Source organism: Xanthobacter sp. SG618 (genome assembly GCF_012932745.1).
GTDB lineage: Bacteria > Pseudomonadota > Alphaproteobacteria > Rhizobiales > Xanthobacteraceae > Xanthobacter > Xanthobacter flavus.
In genome coordinates this window covers 242128-263300 of sequence record NZ_JABBHL010000003.1, presented here as the reverse complement: position 1 = coordinate 263300, position 21173 = coordinate 242128, and the positions used below count along the sequence as shown (strand labels likewise).

The following is a 21173-nucleotide window of genomic DNA, read 5'->3' as shown; positions in this document are numbered from 1 at the left end:
TCAGGCCGCCTTTCCGAAGAAGAGGCCGGCGAGGTCCGCCTGGCGGATGTCTGCGGCTGAGGCGCGGAGCGTGAGCCGGCCGGCGACCAGCACCACCACCTCGTCGGCGATGCCGAGCGCGGCGGCGACGTTCTGCTCCACCAGCAGCACGGTGACGCCCGCCTCCCGCACGCGCACCACCGCCTCCATGGTCTCGCCGACGATCTTGGGCGAGAGGCCGGCTGAGGGTTCGTCGAGCAGCAGCACCTCGGGATTGGCGAGGAGGGCGCAGGCGAAGGCCAGCATCTGCCGCTGGCCGCCGGAGAGATTGCCGGCGAGCGTGCGCGGCCTGAGCCGGAGTTCGGGGAAGAGATCGAGCACCTTCTCCCGCTGCTCCGGCCCGACGCCGGCCCGCCCGCGCAGGAATTCGGTTGCGAGCTTCAGGTTCTCGGCGATGGTGAGGGTGGCGAAGATGTTGGCTTCCTGCGGCACATAAGCGAGCCCCGACGCCACCCGGCGCGCCGGCGAGAGCGTGGTGATGTCCCGCCCGGTCACCGCCACCGTTCCGGCCCGTGTCGGCACGAGGCCCGCGATGGTCTTGATGAAGGACGACTTGCCCGAGCCGTTCGGGCCGATGACGGCGACGATGCTCTCGGCCTTCTGGGCGAGATCGATGCCGCACACGATGTCGCCGCCCCGGCCATAGCCGGCGCGCAGGCCGGAGACGGCGAGCGCGAGGGAGAGTTCTTCCGCCTTCGGATCGCAGGGGCGCGCATTCATGCCGCCACCCCGAGATAGGCGGAAACGACGCGCGGGTCCGCCGTGGCCTCGGCGAAGGTGCCGGAGACGAGGGCGCGCCCCTGGGCTAGGACGTGAACGTGGTCGCACACCTCCTCCACCAGATGCATGTCGTGCTCGACGATGCCGAAGGAAAGGCCCTCCGCCTTCAGCTCCCGCACCAGCCGCACGATCTCCAGCCGCAGCGGCGGCGAGACGCCCGCGCCGGGCTCGTCGAGCAGGATCAGTCTCGGCTTCATCAGCAGCGCCCGCGCCATTTCGAGCAGCTTTTTCTGGCCGCCGGAGAGCATGGCGGACGGCTGGTCGGCGAGCTTCACAAGGCCCACCCGTTCCAGCAGCGCGCGGGCGAGATCGGCGTTGGCGCGCTCCTGCGCCCACCATTTGCGGCGGCCGAACAGGGCGCCGGCGACCGTCTCGCCGCTCTGGGCCGGCGGAGCGGCGAGAAGCGTCTCGAACACGGTGAGGCTGGCCAGCTCGCGCACGATCTGGAAGGAGCGGACCACGCCCTTGCCGGCCATCACATGGGCCGGCAGGCCGGTGACATTCTCTCCCTCCAGCAGCACCGCGCCGCTCTCCGGCCGTGCGAGCCCCGTCAGCGCGTTGAGCAACGTCGTCTTGCCGGCGCCGTTGGGACCGATGAGGCCGGTGACCTGGCCGCGGGCGAGATCGAGGGTGACGCCGTCGAGTGCGGCGACGCCGCCATAGCGCCGGGTCAGACCTTTGACCTGAAGGAAGGAGCTGGGGTTCACATCGTCTCCACGGCGCAGGGCGACAGTGCCTCGCTGTTGCGCAAATGCCTTTTTGATGTGCATCAAAATCTCAGATCTTGAGCAGTTATCAGATAGTCAATCCTGATCGCTCATAGATTAGATAGGTGCATTCAGATCAAATCAAATTTATATTGCTTTGCACTTTCCAAAGTTATTTTAATGATCGGCATGTCCCGGTCGCTGGAAATTGCCCTGCTGCGCACCTTCGTTCTCCTGGTGGAGGAGAAGAGCGTGACCCGCGTCGCCCGGCGCCTGAACCGCACCCAGCCGGCCGTGAGCCTGCAGATCCGGCGGCTTGAGGCGGCGGCGGGCTTTCCCCTGTTCGAGCCGGACTTGCGGCATCTCAAGCTGTCGCGGCACGGAGAGATGCTGCTGCCCCATGCGCGCACCATGTTGCGGCTGGATGAGGAAGCCCGTCTGCGGCTCTCCGCGGACGATGTGGCGGGCCGCGTCACGCTCGGCTGTCCGGATCTCTATGCCGCCTTTCTCCTGCCGGAGACCCTGGCCCGCTTCCGCGACACCTATCCGGGTGTGGAGGTGACGGTGCGCTGCGCGCTCTCGCGGCAGCTGGCGCAGGACATGAGCGAGGGTCTTCTCGACATCGCCATCGCCACCCGCATGCCCGGCGTTTCGCCCCGTGTCGGCACCGGTACGCTGCTGCGCCCCGAACCGCTGATCTGGCTCGGCGCCGAAGGCGGGAGCGCGCACCTTGCGGACCCCATCCCACTCGCCATGCTGCCGGACGGCAACCTCTATCGCGATTACGCCCTGGCGGCGCTCGACCGGATCGGCCGGCGGTGGCGCATCGCCTGCATCTCCGAAAGCATCGCCGGGCTGCAATCCATGGCGCTGGCGGATTCCGCGGTGTGCGTTCTCGCGCAATCCGTTCGCACGCAGGGGCTCGTGCGGCTCGGCAGCGCGGAAGGTCTGCCGGCGCTCGAGAGCGTTGATCTCATCCTGTGGGAGCGCCATCCCGGCGGCTCGTCGGCGGCGGATCACCTCGCCGCCCACATTCGCCGCTCCGTGTCGGACCGGAACTGATCGCGCCGCTCCCGGGGCGGGTGTTCAGGTGAGCGCGAGCAGGCGGGCGAGGGCCTGATCGTCGGCGAGGGCCGCGGCCTTTTCCCTGGGCGAGAGCAGGGCCAGCGCCTCGCCGCGCGAGCGGGCGTCCTCGATCTTGGCCCGCGCGACGAGGCGATCGGGCCGGACATCGCCGGTCAGGCGCTTGCCCTGCGCGGGCAGCTCATTGCGATGGAAGGCGAGAAGATCGGCATCGCCGGCAAGGCGCTCGACGGCCTCCGCCGGGCCATCCGTTCCCGTAAGCGCGGCGCGCAGCTCGGTGGCCGCGCGCAGGACCGGCGGCGGGTGCTGGGCCTCCGGGGTCGATAGAAGTCCGCCCGGGCGGCGCGGACGACTGGTCCACACCGCGAGCGGCACGGCGGTGAGTAGCCCGAGGATCACCGGCGACATCCACGCCATCAGCGGCCACGCAATGGCGGCGGTCGCGGCCGCGAAGCCGAGGCCGAGCAGCGTGTGGGGCCAGAAGTGCCGGAAGGCCTCACGCCAGCCGAGGCTGCCGTCATCCCGCCGCTGCGGATTCCACCCGCCGTCGCGCCCCATGAGGATGCTGACCACCGCGAAGGACTGGGACACCATGGTCACCGGCGCCATGAGGCCGGAGAGGAGGATCTCGCTGATCATGCCGAGGAAGGTCCGCCCGCCGCCGCCGAAGCCGCGTCGCGCCGTGCCGTCACCGAGCATCAGCGCGAAGGCGATGAATTTGGACATCAGCAGCACTGCCATGGTGCCGCCGAACACCCACGCCGCGCGCACAGGATCCTGCGCTGGCCAGACCGGGAATAGGGCGAAGCCGGAGGGGAAATAGTCCGGCGGCACGAACCGCGCCTGGAGCGATGTGAGAAGGCCGGCCAGCAGCATCAGCAGCCACAGTGGCGCCGAGACATAGGAGCCGATTCCGGTGAGGAGATGGATGCGGCTCGCCGCGCTGAGCCCGCGCACCGGCAGCACGGCCGCGTGCTGGAGATTGCCCTGGCACCAGCGGCGGTCGCGCACGGCGAGATCGGTGAGGGAAGGGGGCCCTTCCTCATAGCTGCCGGGAAGCCCGGCGACCATGTACACGCCCCAGCCGGCCCGCACGAGCAGCGCCGCCTCCACGAAATCGTGGCTCAGGATATGCCCGCCGAACGGCTTGCGCCCCTTGAGATGGGGTAGGCCCGCCGCCTCGGCAAAGGCGCGGGTGCGGATGATGGCATTGTGGCCCCAGTAATTGCTCTGCGGCCCGTGCCACCAGGCAAGCCCCTGGGCGATGAGGGGGCCGTAGAGGCGTCCGGCGAATTGCTGGAGCCGCGCGAACAGTGTGCGCCCGCCCACGATCACCGGCAGCGTCTGGATCAGCCCCGCGTCGGGGGTGCGCTCCAGCGCGTCGGCGAGGCGGACCATGCAGTCGCCGGTCATCACGCTGTCGGCGTCGAGGATAAGCATCGCCTCGTATGCCGCCCCGAAGCGGGTGACCCAGTCTGCGATGTTGCCGGCCTTGCGGTCCGTGTTCTGCGCGCGGCGGCGATAGTGGAAACAGCCGCCGGTGCGGCGGCGCAAAGCGAGGAAGGCCGCTTCCTCCGCCACCCACACGTCGGGATCGGTGGTGTCGCTGAGGATGAACACGTCGAACAGGTCGCCGCGCCCGGTCGCCTCCAGCGAGCGCCATGTGGCCTCCAGCCCGGCGAAGACGCGGTGCGGCTCCTCATTGTAGCAGGGCATGAGGAGGGCCGTGCGGATCGTCAGGGAGGGCAGGGGGGCGTCCGGATCGATATCGAGCGCCTTGCGTCCCGACAGAACGCTGATGGCGCCGCCGAGCGCATTGGTGAAGGCGAGGCCGATCCACGCGAAGAGGACGACGAATAGCACCAGAACGGCGTATTCGAGGTAGGTGAGCCCGCCCACGTCGAGCACCTTGTACATCTCGTAGGCGGCAAGGCCGGTCAGCGCGATGGCGCCGCCGAACACGAACGCGCGTCGGGCGATGAGCGATGCACCGAGCCGGGTGCCGGACCTGACCCGCTGCGGCCTGCGGCGGAAATCCTGCGCCGGCATGGCGAGGGGCGCTTCCGGCGGCAGAGCGGGTTCCGGCGCCAAACGCGCTGCCGGAGCGGCGTCCGTCAGGGCGTCCATCGGTAGAGCCAGGTTTCGGTCAGGGGAACGTCACCCTTGAAGACGCGTGCCCTTAGTTCCGAGAGCGCCGCACCCTTGGGCTCGAAAGCGAAGGAGAGGCGCGTGCCGGAGATCTCGGGATTGGGCTGGAGCACCACGTCGCGGACCTCGCCCTCGCTCGCCGAGACGTCCACGCGCACGCTGTCGAGCGCCAGTCCCGGCATGGGTCCATCCACGAGATCGATGACGAACAGCCGCCGCTCGTCGGTGCCGCCCGCGCGCACGCCGGCGACGCGGCCAAGGCCCGGCGGGGTGGGCATGTCCCAGGTCCAGTGCAGGCGATAGGTGTAGGTGTATTCACTGCCCTTGCGCAGGGTGTCCTTGGGCCGCCAGAAGGCGACGACATTGTCGTGCACCTCCTGCGGGGTGGGAATTTCCACCAGATGCACCGCGCCCTCGCCCCAGTCGCCGATGGGCTCCACCCACACGCTCGGGCGCTTCTCGTAGCGCGCTTCCAGATCCTGATAGTCGAAGAAGGAGCGCTGGCGCTGCATCAGGCCGAAGCCACGGATGTTCGAGCCGGAAAACACGCTGATCTGCAAGCGTCCGGGGTTTGAGAGCGGCCGCCAGAGCTGTTCGCCCGTGCCGTCGGTGATGGCGAGGCCTTCGGCATCACGGACGGCGGGACGGAAGTCGTCGAAGCCCGCATGATCGGCGGGTCCGAACAGAAACATGCTGGTGAGCGGCGCGATGCCCGCCTCGGTGAGGTCGGTGCGCGGATAGAGCGCCATCTCCACCGTCATCACCGTGGCGTCTCCGGGCCGGATGGTGAAGCGGTGGGCCGCCGTGGCGCTGGGGCTGTCGAGCAGAGCGTGAACGACGATGGAGGGCACGTCCGGGCGCGGCTGCTCCACATAGAAGGCTTTGAACACCGGAAATTCCTCGCCGGAGGCCGAAGCGGTCTTCACCGCGAGCCCGCGGGCGGAGGTGCCGTAGCCCTGCCCCTTGGCGACGGCGCGGAAATAGCTCGCGCCCTGAAACACCGCGATCTCGTCGAGATAATCGGGCCGGTTGAGCGGGCCGTGCAGGCGGAAGCCGGAAAAGCTAAGGTCCGTGCCGCCCTGGGGCGCCTTCAGCCCATGCTCGAAACGGAACAGGCCGGGATCATAGGCGATGCGCCGGGCGCGCCCGTCGGCCACCACGAAGACATCCACCTGGTCGCGGAACAGGAAGCCCCGGTGCAGCAACTGCATCTCGAAGGGCAGCCGCTGGCCGCGCCAGATCGAGCGGTCGGCATTGAAGCGGATGTTGCGGTAATCGTCGTAGCTGAGCTTGTCGAGCTCGGCCGGGAGGGATTGGTTGCCCTGCTTGAACGGCTTGGTGGCGAGCTGGCGCGCCATGTTGCGCACCGTTTCGGCATCGAAACGCTCGCCCTCCTGAGCAGAGGCTTCGGAGGTCGCGACGACCTGAATTGCCGAGAGCGCGGCGGCGCCCAGCATGAATGACCTGCGGTCGAGCAATGCGTCCCTCCGCCCCCGGCTGTTCGGACATGCCTCGGCGGCATGTGGACAGGAAGGCGCGAAAGCGCGTCACGGTTCCCCGACGAGAGCGCGACATTGGGTCTCGCATGAGGGCGCCGAGACTTGAGGGGAGCCTCGGACGGCGGATCGTCCCTTTACGGGCGTTGCGCAGAGGCCGCGTCGGCGAGGGCACGAATGCCCGACCGGTAGGCTTTTCCCGTGGGTCCGGTGGGGAGCGCGGCCACCACGTGGATAGCATCCGGCACCTTGAACCGCTCGATGCGCGCCGCGCACCATGCGCGCAGTTCCTCGGCAGAGGCAGCGCTTCCCGCCCGCAGCACCACGGCCGCATGGAGCGCCTCGCCGAGGCGGGCATCGGGCACACCCGCGGCGAGGGCCTGGGCGACGGCGGGATGGGCGCAGAGCACGGTCTCGATCTCCGCCGGGGCGATCTTGTTGCCGCCGCGCGAGACGATCTCCTTGATGCGGCCGACGATCTCCACGCAGCCGTCCGGGCGCCGCCGCGCCACGTCGCCGGTGCGGAAATAGCTGTCTCGGAACGCGGCCTCGGTGAGGTCGGGATTGTCGAGATAGCCGATCATGCCGAAGGGTGTGCGGATCAGGAGCTCGCCCGCCGCGTCCGGCCCCGCGCCTGTGGCGCCGGCGGCAGGATCGTCCGAGATGAGGTATTCAATTACCGGCATCGGCCGGCCGATGGAGCCGCGCCCGGTCACCGCCTCCGCGGGTGTGAGGCAGAAGTCGCACGAACCGGTTTCGGTGAGGCCATAGAGGTCGAACACGCCCGCGCCGGGCAGCTGCGCCGCGATGGCCTCGGACAGATGCGACCCCAGCCCCTCGCCGCCGGTGAGGATGGTCTGCAGTTGCGGCGCGGCCACTTCTCCCTCGCCGAACAGGGTGCGCAGCATGGAGGGAACGGTCGCGAGCACGGTGGCCTCGCCAAGGCGCGCCTTGAGGCCGGCGGGCGTGAACTTGCCCACCAGATCGAGCCGCGCGCCCGTCTTCAGGGAGAGCAGCGCCACCCACAGGCCGAAGATGAAGATGAGCTGGAGCGGCAGCACCACTTTGTCGCCGGGCGTGAGGGCGAGCAGCGCCTGAAGCGCATCGAGTTTTCCGGCAAAGCGCTCGTGGGCGAGCACCACGCCCTTGGGCTTACCGGTGGAGCCGGAGGTGAAGACGATGAGGGCCGCGCCATCCAGCAGCGGCCGGGCCGGCGGCGGCGTCTCCGCAAGGCGTGACACGGTACCATCCGCCACGAGAAAGCGGGCGGTGGTCTGGTCGAGGATGGCGGCGCGCGTCATCTCGGCCGCGCCGGCGTGGAGCGGCACCGCGACGCCGCCCGCCTGCCAGACGGCGAAGAACGCGGCAATGTCCGCTGCACGGTTGGCGACGGCGACGATCACCGGCTCATCCGGCCCGAGCCCCTCGGCGCGCAGTTGCGCGGCGAGGTCGGAGGCCGCGAGGCGCAGGGCGTCGGCGGTGTGCGTGGCGCCGCTGTCCTCGGCCACGGTGCCGGCCGCTTCGTCCAGGATGCGGCAGAGCGCGCCCGTCTTCGCCATCATGGCCTCCTCAGCCTTCGCGGGTCGGGAAGCGCGCGTCGCGCCAGGCGATGGCGGCGCGCAGCCCCTCGCGGCGCGCGACGTCGAAGAAGGCGATCTTGTCCGCCGAGCCCGCGCCCTCGATGGCGAGGTCGATTTCCAGCGCGCTCTCCAGCGCCTGCAACATGCCCTGCGTTTCCAGCGCCCGATTCAGGGCGCGCTTGGTTTCCTTCACGAGGCTGGGGTCGATGGCGCCGATGTGCCGGGCGATGCGCAGCGCCTCTTCCTCCAGCCGGTCGGCGGAAACGACGCGGTTGATCATGCCGATCTCGGCCGCGCGCCGGGCGCTCACCCGGTCCTCGCCGAGCAGGATGATCTCCTTGGCGATCTTCGGGCCGACGATCCATGGCAGCAGCATCACCACGATGCCGGCGCCGAACTTCAGCTCCGGCTCGCCGAAGAAGGCATCGTCCGAGGCGATGGTCATGTCGCAGGCGAGCGCCAGCTCGCAGGCGCCGGCAAGGCAGGCGCCGCGCACCATGGCGATGGTGGGCTTCGGGCAGTGCCAGAAGCGCATCACCGTGTCGAAATCCTTGCGCAGCACGGGCCGCCACGCATCGACGCCCACCGGCCGGGCCTCCATCTGCGCCTTCAGGTCGAAGCCGGAGGAGAAGGCATTGCCGGCGCCGCGCACGATCACCGCCTTCACGTCCGCATCCGCCTCGGCGCGGTCCATGGCGGCGTTGATCTCGCCGAGCATCTCCTGGTCCAGCGCATTGGTGCGCTCGGGCCGGTTGAGGGTAAGGAAGGCGATGCCGTCGCGGGTTTCGTAGGCGATCTTGGTGAAGGTCATGGAAGCCTCGTTGAGAGGGATCAGCGCCGGCCGCCGGCCATCGTGGCAGCCTCGGGCCGTAGCCGCAGGCGCAGCATGGCGAGGACGCCCAGGAAGGGGCCGATGGCGAGGATGAGGAAGGCGAAGCGCCAGCCAAAGGCATCCACCGCATAGGGCAGGAGGTGGATGCTTACCAGCGTGATGAGAAAGCCGACGCAGGTCTGCACCGTCAGCATGGTGCCGATGAGGCTGCGGTCGGACAGCTCCGTTACGGCGGCGGAGAATTGCGCGGAATCGGAGATCACCGTCACGCCCCACACCAGCGCCAGCGGCAGCACCAGCCAGATCGAGGCGCCGAACAGGAAGCCGATGCCCGCCGCGCACAGGCCGCTCACCGCCATGGACAGCGCCGTGACGAAGGTCCGCCCCAGCCGGTCGGCCGCGAAGCCGCCGCCCAGCGCCCCCACGGCGCCGATGGCGACCACGCAGAAGGTGGCGAGGCGGGGATCGAGGGGCGGGGCATCGCCATAGCGCGCGGCGAAGCTCGCGGCGAAGAAGGCGCCGATCCACGCCCACATGGCGTAGAGCTCCCACATGTGGCCGAAATAGCCGAGATTGGCGAGCCTGAGTGCCGGGCGCCGGAACGCATCAAGAGCGTTGGAGAGCTTCAGCGGCGGAGCCTTTGCATGGTTGGGGCCGACCTTGGCGAAGCGGATGAGAAGGGCGGCCAACAGCGCGCTTGCCGCCGCGCCCGCCACTGGAGCCCGCCAGTCGAGACCTCCCATCGCCGCCATGGCGTGAGGGGACGCCGAGCCCAGCGTGAGGGCCGCCACCAGCATGCCGATGAGCAGGCCGAGGTCTCCCTTCGCCCAGGTGGCCGCGAGCTTCATGCCCACGGGATAGACCCCCGCCATGCACATGCCGGTGAGAAACCGCAGCAGCGGCACGGCCGGATGGGTGGGCTCGAACAGGAGGATGGCTCCGTTCGCCAGAGCGGCCACGAGGGCGGAGACGGAGAAGAGCGTCCTCAAATCGGCGCGGTCGGCCAGCGAGAGCAACGCGCTGAGGAGGGTGCCGGCGACGAAGCCCGCCTGCACGGAACTGGTGAGCAAGGCCTCCTGAAAGGGCGACAGGCTCCACTGCGCCCGGATCGCCCCCAAAGAGGCGGTGGTGGCGAACCATGTCGCCATCGCCGCCACTTCCGCGACCACGAGGATCGCGAGGGAGAAGGCCTTGCCGTCCGTGCGGGCGGCTGTCGCCGGCGCCGTCACCTCAGCCGGCCTTCTTCAGCATGGGGCAGGTCTCGGGCGACATGGGGCGGAAGGCCTCGTCGCCGGGGATGGTCGCCACCAGCTTCAGATAGTCGTAGGGGCCCTTGGACTCCTCCGGCGTCTTCACCTGCCACAGATACATGTCGTGGATGGTGCGGCCGTCGGCGCGGATGTGGCCCTTGCCGAACAGCGGGTCGTCGGTGGGCATGGCCTTCATCTGCGCGACGACGGCGGCGCCGTCATGGGCCTTCGCCTTGTCCATGGCGGCGATGGCCTTCATCCAGTGCAGAGTTGCGGCGTAGGTGCCCGCCTGGTTCATGGTGGGCATGCGGCCGTTGTTGCGCGCGCCGAACGCCTTGCCGAAGGCGCGGGTGCCGTCATTGAGGTCCCAGTAGAAGGCGTTGGTGAGCATGAGGCCCTGCGCCGTCTTCAGGCCCAGCGAGTGGATATCGGACAGGAAGATGAGAAGGCTGACGAGCTTCTGCTTCTGCGACAGGCCGAACTCCGCCGCCTGCTTGACCGAGTTGATGGTGTCGCCGCCCGAATTCGCCAGCGCAACCACCTTCGCGCCCGAGCCCTGCGCCTGCAGGATGAAGGAGGAGAAGTCCGAGCTCTGGAAGGGTGCCAGCGCGCGGCCCATCACCTTCCCGCCATTGGCCTTCACCACCTCGGCCGCGTCGCGCTCCAGCGCATGGCCGAAGGCGTAGTCGGCGGTCAGGAAGTACCAGGAATCGCCGCCCTGCTTGATCATGGCGCGGGCGGTGCCGTTGGCGAGGGCCCAGGTGTCGTAGGTCCAGTGGACGGTGTTGGGCGTGCAGGCCTTGGCGGTGAGGTCGGACGTTCCGGCGCTCGCCACCAGGAAGACCTTATTCTTGTCGCGGCTGATGTCGGCGACGGCGAGGGCAACGGAGGAGGTGGGCACGTCGACGATGGCGTCCACCTTGTCGAGGTCGTACCAGCGCCGCGCCACGGAGGAGCCGATGTCTGCCTTGTTCTGGTGATCGGCGGAGACCACCTCCACCTTGAAGCCATGCTTCTCCGGATTGAAATCCGCGACCGCCATCTGCGCGGCGGTGACGGAGCCGGGACCGGCGATGTCGGAATAGAGGCTCGACTGGTCGTTCATGACGCCGATGCGGAACGTCGGCAGATCCTGGGCCGAGGCTATCTGGGCCGAAGCCTTGTGAGCGGTCGTGATCGGGACGGCGACGGCGCACGACAGCACGGTCGCCGCTACGAGGGCAGCGCGCATTTCTTCTCTCCCGGCGTTTCCAGTGTCTTCTTGCGTCGCGGCATCTCCGTCCGCGATCTGTGGAACCAAAAGGCTCATTTGAAGATTTGTCAAACGAATAATATTTCGGTTGATTTGACGCGGCCGATCTGAGACCAAGGGGATGACCACAGGCGTCCCCGGAACGGATCAGATGGAACCGAGCTACGGCCAGATCGTCACCACCAGTGCGGCGAGCCAGATCGCCGATCAGCTCCAGCAGGCCATCATGGACGGCCGGCTGAAGGTGGATGAGCGCCTGCCGACCGAAGAGGAACTGGCGGCGCAGTTCGGCGTGTCGCGGCCCACGGTGCGCGAAGCGCTGAAGCGGCTTGCCGCGCGCCACCTCATCCGCTCCCGGCGCGGCCCCACGGGCGGAACCTTCGTCACCGGCCCCTCGCCGGAGGAACTGGCCACCAGCCTCGGAACATCCGTGACCCTTCTCGTTGCCACAGGCGGCGTCTCGCTGGAGGAGATGGCGACGGCGCGGCTGGAGATGGAAGCCGTCTGCTGCCGTCTCGCCGCCCAGAACCGCACGGACGCGCACCTCGTGGCGCTGGAGGCGGAGATCGCCCTGCAGCGCACGGCGTCCCTTTCGGATCAGGATTTCTGCGCCTCCGACGTGCGCTTCCATCGCACCATCGTGGATGCGGCGGGCAATGCTTTGCTGCGCTTCCTGATGAACGCGGTAGTGGAAGCGCTCATGCCGGTGAGCAACATGATCATCTTCCGCGTCCGCGACCGGAAGGAGATCGTCGCCCATCACGAGACGCTTCTCGCGGCATTGCGGGATCGCGACGGCGAGGCAGCTGTGGCCGCGCTCGGCGGCCTCGTGCGCTATATCCGCGCCCAGTACGAGAAGGCCGAAGAGGCCCGCAAGGCCGTAAGGCCCTGAGCAAACCGCCTGCGCGGTCCACGCACATCACAGGGAAACGTCCAATGAGCACCGAGACCTTCCGCGCCCTCATGGCGCGCAAGACCGACGCCGGGCAGGCCATTGCCATCGAGACCATCACCGAGGCCGATCTGCCGGCTGGCGACGTGACGGTGGACGTCGAATATTCGTCCTTCAACTACAAGGACGGCCTCGCGCTGAAGGGCATGAGCCGCATCCTGCGCGCGCTGCCCATGGTGCCTGGCATCGATTTCGCCGGCACGGTGCGCGCGAGCGACAACCCGGGTTTCGCGCCCGGCGACAAGGTGGTGCTGACGGGCTGGGGGGTCGGCGAGAACTGGTCCGGCGGCTTCGCCGAGCGGGCGAAGGTGAAGGGCGAGTGGCTGGTGAAGCTGCCCGATAGCCTCACCCCGCGCCAGGCCATGGCCATCGGCACGGCCGGCCTCACCGCCATGCTCTGCGTCGATGCGCTGGAGCGCTACGGCATCACGGAAGGCGGCGACGTGCTCGTCACCGGCGCGGCCGGCGGCGTTGGCAGCGTCGCGGTGTGCCTGCTCTCGCGCCTCGGCTACAAGGTGAGCGCGCTCACCGGCCGTCCGGCCGAGGCGGACTTCCTGAAGAGCCTCGGCGCCACAGACATCGTGGACCGCGCCACCTACGCCGCCGCCGGCAAGCCGCTGGCGGGCGAGCGCTGGCATGGGGCTGTCGACACCGTGGGCGGCACCATCCTCGCCAACGTCCTCGCCGCCACCCGCTACGGCGGCGCGGTGGCCGCCTGCGGCCTTGCTGCGGCGACGGACCTGCCCACCACGGTCTTCCCCTTCATCCTGCGCAACGTGGCACTGCTGGGCGTCGATTCCGTCAATTGCCCGACCCCGCGCCGCCTCGCGGCCTGGACCCGGCTCGGCGAACTCCTCACCGAGGCTGATTTCGATCTCGTCACCCGCGAGGTCACGCTCGAGGACCTGCCGCAGGTCGCCGAAGACATCATCGCCGGCGGCGTGCGCGGGCGCACAGTGGTGCGCATCTGAGCGGGCAGAGCGGGCGTGCCGCTTGGCGCGCCCGTTCGTCCTCCCCGGACCAGGGTTGAAGGCAGTCGCAGGCGCGACGTGAAGGGAATGGCTGCTAGAAGCTCGGCGGGGTGCAGGCGCTGATGACCTCGCAGGGGCGCGGGCCGATGCAGCGAAAGCGGTGCGGGCGGCGGCTCTCGAAATAATAGGCATCGCCCGGACCAAGGATGCGCCTGACGTTGTCCACCGTCACTTCCAGCCGACCAGACAGGACAATGCCGCCTTCCTCTCCCTCATGGACGAGCGGCACGACGCCCGTGTCCGCTCCGGGCTGGTAGCATTCCTTGAGGATCTGCAGCTTGCGGCCGAACACGCGCTCGCCAATCTGGCGATATGAGATCGCGCCCTTGCCGATCTCGGTGAGTTCGTCGGCGGCATAGAACGTCTTTTTCGGCTTTTCCGGCTCGAACGCGAAGAATTCCGCCAGGCCGATGGGGATGCCCTCCAGAATCCGTTTCAGGGCGCCGACGGAGGGGTTCGAGGTGTTGGACTCGATCAGCGAGATGGTCGAGTTGGTCACGCCGGTCCGCTTGGCAAGCTCCCGCTGGGAAATGCCGTGCAGCAGCCGCAGCTGGCGCAGCCGGTCCCCGATGTCCATGGCGGAAGCCCCCGTTTCGGGTGTTGCGAATATCGCAAATGATGCCATTCGAGACGTGTATTTTCAATGAGATAGTGGGTTTCAGAAAACGACTTGTTCGGTCTTCCCAATTGGCCGATGTGAGGGCAGCCATGAGGAGAGCGGCATGACCCTTCACGTCCGGACCAACCAGCCCAATCTTGAAAATTTCTGGATGCCGTTCACGGCGAACCGCCAGTTCAAGGCCGCGCCCCGGCTCCTGTCGGGCGCGAAGGGCATGTACTACACCGACATCGACGGCAACGAGGTTCTGGACGGCACGTCCGGGCTCTGGTGCGTCAATGCCGGGCATGGTCGCACGCAGATTGTGGAGGCGGTCGCGCGGCAGCTGGGTGAACTCGATTTCGCCCCGACCTTCCAGATGGGCCATCCCATCGTCTTCTCGTTCGCTGAGAAGCTCGCCGCCATTGCGCCGGGCGGGAAGGACGGCGGTCTCGACCGTGTGTTCTTCACCGGTTCGGGTTCGGAATCCGTGGATACGGCCCTGAAGATCGCCATCGCCTATCAGAGGGCGATCGGGCAGGGCACCCGCACCCGCATCATCGGCCGCGAGAAGGGCTATCACGGCGTCGGGTTCGGCGGCATCTCAGTGGGCGGCCTCGTCAACAACCGCAGGGTTTTCCCGCAGATCCCCGCCGACCACATGCGCCACACGCTCGACATGGAGCGCAACGCCTTTTCCCGAGGGCTGCCGGCGCATGGCATTGAACTGGCCGAGGATCTGGAGCGGCTCGTCGCCCTGCATGGCGCGGAAACCATCGCCGCGGTCATCGTCGAGCCCATGGCCGGTTCGGCCGGCGTCATCCTGCCGCCCAAGGGATATCTGGAGCGCCTGCGGGCCATTGCCGACAAGCACGGCATCCTCCTGATCTTCGACGAAGTCATCACCGGCTTCGGCCGCTTGGGCACGCCGTTCGCGACCGACTATTTCGGCGTCATGCCCGATCTCGTCACCACCGCGAAGGGCCTGACCAACGGCGCGATTCCCATGGGCGCCGTCTTCGCCTCGCGGAAGGTCCATGATGGCCTCATGACCGGCCCGGAAAGCCAGATCGAATTGTTCCACGGCTACACCTATTCCGGCCATCCGGTGGCGTGCGCGGCCGGGCTTGCGACGCTGGGCATCTATGCCGAGGAGGGGCTCCTGACCCGCGGGGCGGAGCTTGCGAACTACTGGCAGGAGGCCCTGCATTCCCTCAAGGGGATGCCCCATGTCGCGGATATTCGCAATCTGGGCCTCGTCGGTGCCATCGAGCTTCGCTCGCGGGATGGCGCGCCGGGTGCGCGGGCCTATGACGTCTTCGTCGAGTGCTTCCGCAAGGGGCTCCTCATCCGCGTCACCGGCGACATCATCGCCTTGTCGCCGCCCCTGATCGTCGAGAAGCATCAGATCGACACCATCGTCTCGGTCATCGCCGACACGCTGAAAACCGCCGCCTGACGGTGAAGCGCAGCCGCCGCAAGGTCCTTGCGGCGGCTGGCCTGATCATACGGCCTTCAAGGTCTCGGCCAGGGTGGCGAGGAGGCGGTCGGCATCCGCCGCCGAGAAGACGAGCGGCGGCCGGATCTTCAGCGTGTTGGCGTGATATCCGGTCGCCGAGATCAGCACCCGGCGCTGGCGCAGCCCGTCCACCACGGCGAGGGCGGTCGCGGAGTCCGGTTGCTTGGTGGACCGGTCCTTCACGAATTCCACGCCGATATAGAGGCCCGCGCCCCGGACATCGCCGATCCGCTCGTCGGATTTGGCGATCTCCCGGATGCCGTCCTGGATCATCCGTCCGATGCGGGCCGCATTCTCCTGCAGCCCCTCCGATTTCAGCACATCGAAGGTCGCCCGCGCGGCGGCGATGGCCACGGTGTTGCCGCCGAAGGTGTTGAAATAGCGCATCTCGTTGCCGAAGCGCTCGATGACATGGGGCGCCACCGCCACGGCGGCGACGGGGAAGCCGTTGCCCATGGGCTTTCCCATGGTGACGATATCCGGCCGATGGCCGTGGCGCTGGAAGCCCCAGAATTTGTCGCCGGAACGTCCGAAGCCCGCCTGAACCTCGTCGGCGATCACCACGCCGCCGGCGGCGCGAACCACCTCGGCGATGGGGGCGAGGATGTCGGTCGGATCGGCATAGATGCCATCCGACGAGAACAGGGAATCGGCGATGAAGGCGGCGAGCCCCTGGCCCCGCCGCTCCAGTTCCTCGATCTCGTATTTCAGCTGGCGAATGAGCGTCGCCGCGATATCCGCGCGGTTCATCCGGTAAGAATCCGGCCCCGGAATGCGCCGGACCCACTCGCCGAGCGGGGACTTCCGGCCCAGCGACGGCGACAGCCCGGCGGTGAGGAAGGAATTGCCGGTATAGGCCTCGGACGTGATGACGATGCCCTTGCGCCCGGTGTGGTGCATGGCGATCCGCAGCGCGAGATCGTTGGCCTCCGACCCGGTGCAGGTGAACATGATGTGGCGGATGGGATCGCCGAAGGTCGGGACGATCTGGCTCGCGAATTCCAGAATGCCGTCCTGCAGATAGCGCGTATGTGTGCACAGCGTCTGCATCTGCTCGTAGACCGCTTCGACCACCCGGGGATGGCAGTGGCCTACGGAAACGACGTTGTTGTAGGCATCGAGATATTCGTTGCCCGCGCTGTCCCACAGGAGGGTGCCCTTCGCGCGCCGGATTTCCACCGGGTTGGCATACATCAGCCGGTAGGCGGGCCCGAGCAGCGCCTGCCGGCGCTCGATCATGTCCCGGGTCGCGGGATCGAGGGCCGAGATGTTGGCCGGATCAAAGCCGTTCACCATCCCGACGTTGACCTTGCGTTCCTTCACTGCGGTCATGACGGAAACGCCTCCTTCACATGGCGGGCTGAAAGCGGGGTCGCTGCGCCGAGAAAGGTCTCGCTGATCTCGTCGGCGGAGCGGCTGAGGAAATGGTCGAGCTGCGACCAGCTCTGGTGCGTGTTGCGCAGGATGTAGGTCGCGTTGTCGGGGAATTGTTCCGCCCGCCAGGTGGTGATCAGCGCGCGGGCGATGACGCGGCCCATGACCATGTGCGGCAGAAGCAGCACCTCGTCCTCCGTGAGGTCGGCGATGCTCAGGTAGCCGCGCAGCAGGTCGCGGCCGGCATCGAACATGCGCTCCGATCCTGTCGGGCTCAGATGATTGAGAAGGGCGGTGGAGAGGTCGATGACGATGGCGGTGCGCACCACGTCGCCGAAATCGATGACGCCGGCGATGAACTCCGGCTTCTTGCGGTTGACCACCACGTTCGAGCGGCTGAAATCGTTGTGCAGCACCTGCGTGCGGCAGGCCGCGAGCCGCCCCTGCAATCCTCTGAAGCGCTCCAGCCCCTGTTCCAGCTTGGCGCGACGCTCCCGGTCGTCGATCCGCTCCAGCAGGAAGGCGAGCTTGGGAAGATGACGGACGTCCCAGGCGATCTCGCGCGTGTCGTGCGGGTGTGAGAAGCCGGCCATGGCAAGACGCAGGCGGCCGAGGGTCGCCCCCACCTTCTCCCGCTCTTCACTGGTCGCGTCCAGCCGGTCGAGCGGCGTGCCATCGAGATAGGTGAGCACCCGCACGAGCCGCATCTGCCCGTGCCCGTCCTCATGGGGGAGAAAGGCTTCGCCCGCAGACGTTCGCACCAGGCGCGGGACAGGCAGGAGGGGATCCGTCAGGGCCACGTGATCGAGCAATTCGGATTGCAGCGATATCTCGCGCGGGTCCTCGTCCGGATTGGAGAACTTGGCGATGTGGCGGCCCTGCGCTCCGTCCACGAGGAAGGTGTCGTCCTTCTCCGTGTCGAGCCGCGTCAAAGTCCCCGAGAGGCCGAAATGGCGGTGGAGGACGGCGGCCGCCTCATCCGGCGAAATGGTGCGGAACGCGGTGGCCAGTCCTCCCGACATGAGAAGGGACTCTGGGGCGCGGGAGGGCAAGCTCGGCATCGCAGTCAGCTTCCTGGGAACAGGCTTCCTTGGAACGGGAGGGCGCGGTTGGCCAATCAGGATCAATCAGACCTTGGCGATCACGCGCTTTCTTCGACCGGTCTCGGCAGGAGGGGGAGCGGGCACCGAATGTCCGTCGGCCGGCTCCCCGGGCGTCGGGCCCTTGGGAGCCCCCTGGGTGAGATAGGCGAGGGTCATGTCGATGATGGTGGTCCGGTGCTGCTCCAGATAATCCGCGCGCATCAGGTCGCGATCGAAGATCATGGACAGGGTGAAGCGGTTCGAGATGTAGAAATAGCCCAGAGCGGAGATGGAGATGTAGAGGTCGATTGCATCCACGCCCGGCCGAAACACGCCCTGCCGTTCGCCGTCGCGCAGGATCGCGTCCACGGTGCCCGCGAGGCGGCTGTACAGCTGGCGGATGATCGGAGACTTGGCGACGTGGCGCCCGCGGTGGATGTTCTCCGAGTTCATCATCACGATGACCTCGGGCTCCTCGATGAAGGTCTGGAAGGTCGCCTCGCACAGACGGCGGATGGCGGCCAGGGGCGCAAGGCCCGTGAGGGGAATTTCCTCCTGCCGGCGCCGCATCGCCTCGTAGGTGCGCTCAAGCACCTTCACATACAGCTCCTCCTTGGAGATGAAGTGATGGTAGAGCAGGTTCTTGCTGATCTTCGCGCGTGCGATGATGGCGTCCACGCGGGCTCCGTCGTACCCCTTTCTGGCAAACTCCACCTGTGCAGCCGCGAGGATCTTGTCCTGCGTGCCGATGGAATCGCGCTTGCGGGGTTTTTCGCTCACGATCGGGCCTTCCTTGTTGACGACAATGCCATGAGGGTGCGCGCCACCGTGCCCGTCAACCGCAAACTGCGGCGCCAGGGCGTGGTGCGACGAAGGGTTCGCACCGTTCCAGGCTGATGCGCGTTGTTTCGGCGGGGTCCCGCGTCCACCAGTCGAGCTTCGAGAAGATTTCGATCTCGAACGGGCCATCATATTCCAGCTCGTCCAGCAGACGGCGATAGAAGGCGATGTCGATGATGCCATCGCCCACCATGCCGCGGTCCTGATAGACGTCGCGCGTCGGAACCAGCCAGTCGCACAGGTGGAAGGTGAGGATGCGATCCGCGCCGGCGGCCTTGAGCCCTTCCGGGAAGTCGGGGTCCCACCAGCAATGGTAAACGTCCGCCACGATGCCCGTACCCGCGCCCATGACCTCGACCAGATCGAGGCAATGCCGGAATGTGTTGAGGCACGAGCGGTCGGCCGCGAACATGGGGTGCAGCGGCTCCAGACCAAGGGCGACGCCAGCCGCGCGCGCATCCGGCAAGAGTTCGGACAGCGCATCTGCCACCCGGCTGCGGGCTGCGGCGATATCTTTCTCGCCCGTGGCGAGACCGCCGGGAACCACGACCAGACAGGTCGCTCCCAGCTCGTGGGCGGCATCGAGCCGCCGGCGATTTTCGTCGATGGCCGCCGCGCGGGCGAGGGGATCGGCGAGGTTGACCCATGCCGTCGTGCACAGGCAGGGAACGAACAATCCGGCGTCGCGGATCAGCCGGCCGGCCGCCGAGGGAGCGATGCCCTCCAGATACTGGTTCCACACGCCGATGCCCCGCGCGCCATGGCGCGCATAGGTGTCCACCGCCTCGGCGAGGGAGAGGGAGGGCGTGGTGATCTGATTGATGGCGAAACGAGAGAAATCGCCGGGCACCAGACTCATGCCTGTTCTCCCGCCATGGCACTGCGCAGGGCCGCCGTCGCGGGGGTATCGACGGCGCCGTTCACCACCAGGACGCCGAAGCCGTCGCGGGCATAAGCGGGGCTGATCTTGCCGTCGAGCACGTCTTCCAGCACCAGTTCGGGCGGACGCGCCAGAGGATTGCCATAGCCGCCGCCGCCGGCCTGTTCGTGTCGGATCACCGTGCCCTTGGTCACGTTGCGCGTGACCTTGCTGGCCAGCAGCTCGAAATTGCCGGACTCGGACAGGAGGTTGCGCGAGAGCGCCCCGGGCTTGCCGCCGAACAATCCATACGGCGCATGGGCATAACGGTCCGCGCGCAGCTGCATCACCGCCTCGTCGGCAAGGAGGCGGTATTGCCGGACGACGCCGAGGCCGCCGCGTGTCTTGCCCGCGCCGCAGGAATCGTCGCGCAGCGCATATTCCTCGATCATGAGCGGATAGGTCGCCTCCATGATCTCGACCGGCATGTTCGACATGTTCTGCGAGGGGTTCGTCACCGCGTCGATCCCGTCCCGTGTCGCCCGCGCACCGAGCGCGCCGTTGATCATGTCCACCACGATGAAGGGCTCGCGCGTCTGGGTGTCGTAGCCACCGAGGCAGACCACCGTGTTGCCGCCTTCGCCTGCCGCGCAAACCCGCTCGGGCACGATGGCGGCGAGGGCGCCGAGCACCGTATCCACCACCCGGTAGCCGGTCAGCGCGCGGGCGGCGACGGGCGCGGGGAATTCGGGATTGAGCACGGTGCCCTTCGGTGCGGTCACGTCGACGCAGCGATAGAGGCCCGCATTGTTCGGAACGTCGGCATCCAGCACGCAGCGCACGGCGAGGTAGGTGGCCGACTTCACGAAGGACAGCGTGGAATTGATCGCCCCCTTCACCTGCGGCGACGAGCCTTCGAAATCCACGCCGATATGGTCGCCCTTGACCGTGATGGTCACGTGGATCGGGATTTCGCTCTCGTCGAAGCCGTCGCCGTCGATGTAGTCGGTGAAGGAATAGGCGCCATCGGGCCAGGTGGCGAAGGCCTTGCGCACGAGGCGCTCGCCATAGTCCAGGAACTCCGCGAGGAATTTCTCCACCATCGGAATGCCGTACTTCTCGGTGAGGCGCAGGAACTCGCGCTCACCCAGGGCGCACGTGGCCAGCTGTGCCTCGAGGTCGCCGATGACGAGATCGGGCAGGCGGACGTTCTTCGAGATGATGTCGAAGAGCGTCTTGTTGCGCACGCCCCGGTCGAACAGCTTCAGGGGCGGGATGCGCAGGCCTTCCTGGAAAATCTCGGTGGAATCCGAGGCATTGGAGCCCGGCACGCGGCCGCCCACGTCGCAATGGTGGCAGATCACGACGGCATAGCCGATGTGCTGCGCACCGTCGAAGATGGGCTTGAACATGAAGATATCAGGCAGGTGCATCCCGCCGTCATAGGGGTCGTTCAGGATGATGACGTCGCCGGGATTGAGGTCGTCGCCATAGTGGCGCTGGATGGCCTCCATGGCGTCGGGAACGGCACCGAGATGCAGCGCCACGGTCTTCGCCTGTGCGAGGATGCGCCCCTTGGCGTCGCACATGGTGGCGGAATAATCGAGCACGTCGCGCACGATGGGGGAGCGGGCGGTGCGCATGACCGTGTAGGCCATGTCGTCGACGATGGATTCGAACGCGCTCTTGAGCACCGCGAAGGTGACGGGATCTATGGTCTTGTCGGTCTGGTCGAGCATGGCGCGATCCCG

Annotated in this window: 18 protein-coding genes; 4 read left to right on the top strand and 14 right to left on the bottom strand. The window is 67.7% G+C overall.

Annotated elements, in window-relative coordinates:
* Together FHT36_RS10570 and FHT36_RS10565 are read right to left on the bottom strand one after the other, a co-directional pair.
* Window positions 1–759, bottom strand: a complete 759-nt coding sequence (locus tag FHT36_RS10570) for an ABC transporter ATP-binding protein (protein WP_169122463.1) — start codon at window positions 757–759, stop codon at window positions 1–3.
* Window positions 756–1526, bottom strand: coding sequence for an ABC transporter ATP-binding protein (locus FHT36_RS10565; protein ID WP_210257687.1), 771 nt, complete (start codon window positions 1524–1526; stop codon window positions 756–758). The genes FHT36_RS10570 and FHT36_RS10565 overlap by 4 nt, the downstream gene beginning before the upstream one ends.
* 180 nt (window positions 1527–1706) lie before the next feature.
* On the opposite strand from FHT36_RS10565, the gene FHT36_RS10560 reads away from it, so the two are divergent.
* Window positions 1707–2588, top strand: a complete 882-nt coding sequence (locus FHT36_RS10560) for a LysR substrate-binding domain-containing protein (RefSeq protein ID WP_169122461.1) — start codon at window positions 1707–1709, stop codon at window positions 2586–2588.
* A gap of 24 nt (window positions 2589–2612) precedes the next feature.
* On the opposite strand, the gene mdoH is transcribed toward FHT36_RS10560, so the two are convergent.
* The 6 genes from mdoH to FHT36_RS10530 all read right to left on the bottom strand — a co-directional run bounded on the left by mdoH (window position 2613) and on the right by FHT36_RS10530 (window position 11146).
* Window positions 2613–4736 carry a glucans biosynthesis glucosyltransferase MdoH gene (gene mdoH, locus FHT36_RS10555; RefSeq protein WP_169122460.1) on the bottom strand — a complete coding sequence of 708 codons (2124 nt, stop codon included), beginning with the start codon at window positions 4734–4736 and terminating at the stop codon, window positions 2613–2615.
* The gene (locus FHT36_RS10550; protein ID WP_169122459.1) at window positions 4724–6214 is read right to left on the bottom strand and encodes a glucan biosynthesis protein; all 1491 of its coding nucleotides are present in this window, start codon (window positions 6212–6214) and stop codon (window positions 4724–4726) included. The genes mdoH and FHT36_RS10550 overlap by 13 nt, the downstream gene beginning before the upstream one ends.
* Before the next feature lie 176 nt (window positions 6215–6390).
* Window positions 6391–7812: a class I adenylate-forming enzyme family protein gene (locus FHT36_RS10545; protein ID WP_246702153.1), complete on the bottom strand. Its 1422-nt coding sequence runs from the start codon at window positions 7810–7812 to the stop codon at window positions 6391–6393.
* Between the two features lie 10 nt (window positions 7813–7822).
* A complete protein-coding gene (locus FHT36_RS10540; protein ID WP_169122457.1) occupies window positions 7823–8644 on the bottom strand; it encodes an enoyl-CoA hydratase/isomerase family protein in 822 nt (273 codons plus the stop codon).
* A gap of 20 nt (window positions 8645–8664) precedes the next feature.
* Entirely contained in the window at window positions 8665–9894 is a 1230-nt protein-coding gene (locus FHT36_RS10535; RefSeq protein WP_169122456.1) for an MFS transporter, read from the bottom strand.
* A gap of 1 nt (window position 9895) precedes the next feature.
* Window positions 9896–11146 carry an ABC transporter substrate-binding protein gene (locus tag FHT36_RS10530; protein ID WP_169122455.1) on the bottom strand — a complete coding sequence of 417 codons (1251 nt, stop codon included), beginning with the start codon at window positions 11144–11146 and terminating at the stop codon, window positions 9896–9898.
* A 172-nt stretch (window positions 11147–11318) separates the two neighbouring features.
* Between FHT36_RS10530 and FHT36_RS10525 the strand changes: the two genes are divergently transcribed.
* Window positions 11319–12059 carry a FadR/GntR family transcriptional regulator gene (locus FHT36_RS10525; protein WP_169122454.1) on the top strand — a complete coding sequence of 247 codons (741 nt, stop codon included), beginning with the start codon at window positions 11319–11321 and terminating at the stop codon, window positions 12057–12059.
* A gap of 44 nt (window positions 12060–12103) precedes the next feature.
* A complete protein-coding gene (locus tag FHT36_RS10520) occupies window positions 12104–13090 on the top strand; it encodes an MDR family oxidoreductase (protein ID WP_169122453.1) in 987 nt (328 codons plus the stop codon).
* Between the two features lie 94 nt (window positions 13091–13184).
* Here FHT36_RS10520 and FHT36_RS10515 read toward each other — a convergent pair whose 3' ends face one another.
* On the bottom strand, window positions 13185–13775 hold the full coding sequence (locus FHT36_RS10515) for a cupin domain-containing protein (protein WP_169122452.1): 591 nt from the start codon (window positions 13773–13775) through the stop codon (window positions 13185–13187).
* Window positions 13776–13872: 97 nt separating this feature from the next.
* Here FHT36_RS10515 and FHT36_RS10510 point away from each other — a divergent pair, with 97 nt between their 5' ends.
* Window positions 13873–15207, top strand: a complete 1335-nt coding sequence (locus FHT36_RS10510; RefSeq protein WP_169122451.1) for an aspartate aminotransferase family protein — start codon at window positions 13873–13875, stop codon at window positions 15205–15207.
* Between the two features lie 45 nt (window positions 15208–15252).
* Here FHT36_RS10510 and FHT36_RS10505 read toward each other — a convergent pair whose 3' ends face one another.
* The 5 genes from FHT36_RS10505 to FHT36_RS10485 form a co-directional block, all read right to left on the bottom strand.
* On the bottom strand, window positions 15253–16599 hold the full coding sequence (locus tag FHT36_RS10505) for an aspartate aminotransferase family protein (RefSeq protein WP_407077066.1): 1347 nt from the start codon (window positions 16597–16599) through the stop codon (window positions 15253–15255).
* Complete coding sequence (locus FHT36_RS10500) at window positions 16596–17663, bottom strand: phosphotransferase (RefSeq protein WP_169122450.1); 1068 nt, start codon at window positions 17661–17663, stop codon at window positions 16596–16598. Before FHT36_RS10500 ends, FHT36_RS10505 begins: the two co-directional genes overlap by 4 nt.
* Window positions 17664–17768: 105 nt before the next feature.
* Window positions 17769–18503, bottom strand: a complete 735-nt coding sequence (locus FHT36_RS10495; protein ID WP_169122261.1) for a TetR/AcrR family transcriptional regulator — start codon at window positions 18501–18503, stop codon at window positions 17769–17771.
* Between the two features lie 55 nt (window positions 18504–18558).
* Window positions 18559–19422, bottom strand: a complete 864-nt coding sequence (locus tag FHT36_RS10490; RefSeq protein ID WP_169122449.1) for a sugar phosphate isomerase/epimerase — start codon at window positions 19420–19422, stop codon at window positions 18559–18561.
* Window positions 19419–21161, bottom strand: coding sequence for a hydantoinase B/oxoprolinase family protein (locus FHT36_RS10485; protein WP_169122448.1), 1743 nt, complete (start codon window positions 21159–21161; stop codon window positions 19419–19421). Before FHT36_RS10485 ends, FHT36_RS10490 begins: the two co-directional genes overlap by 4 nt.
* Window positions 21162–21173: the final 12 nt, after the last annotated feature.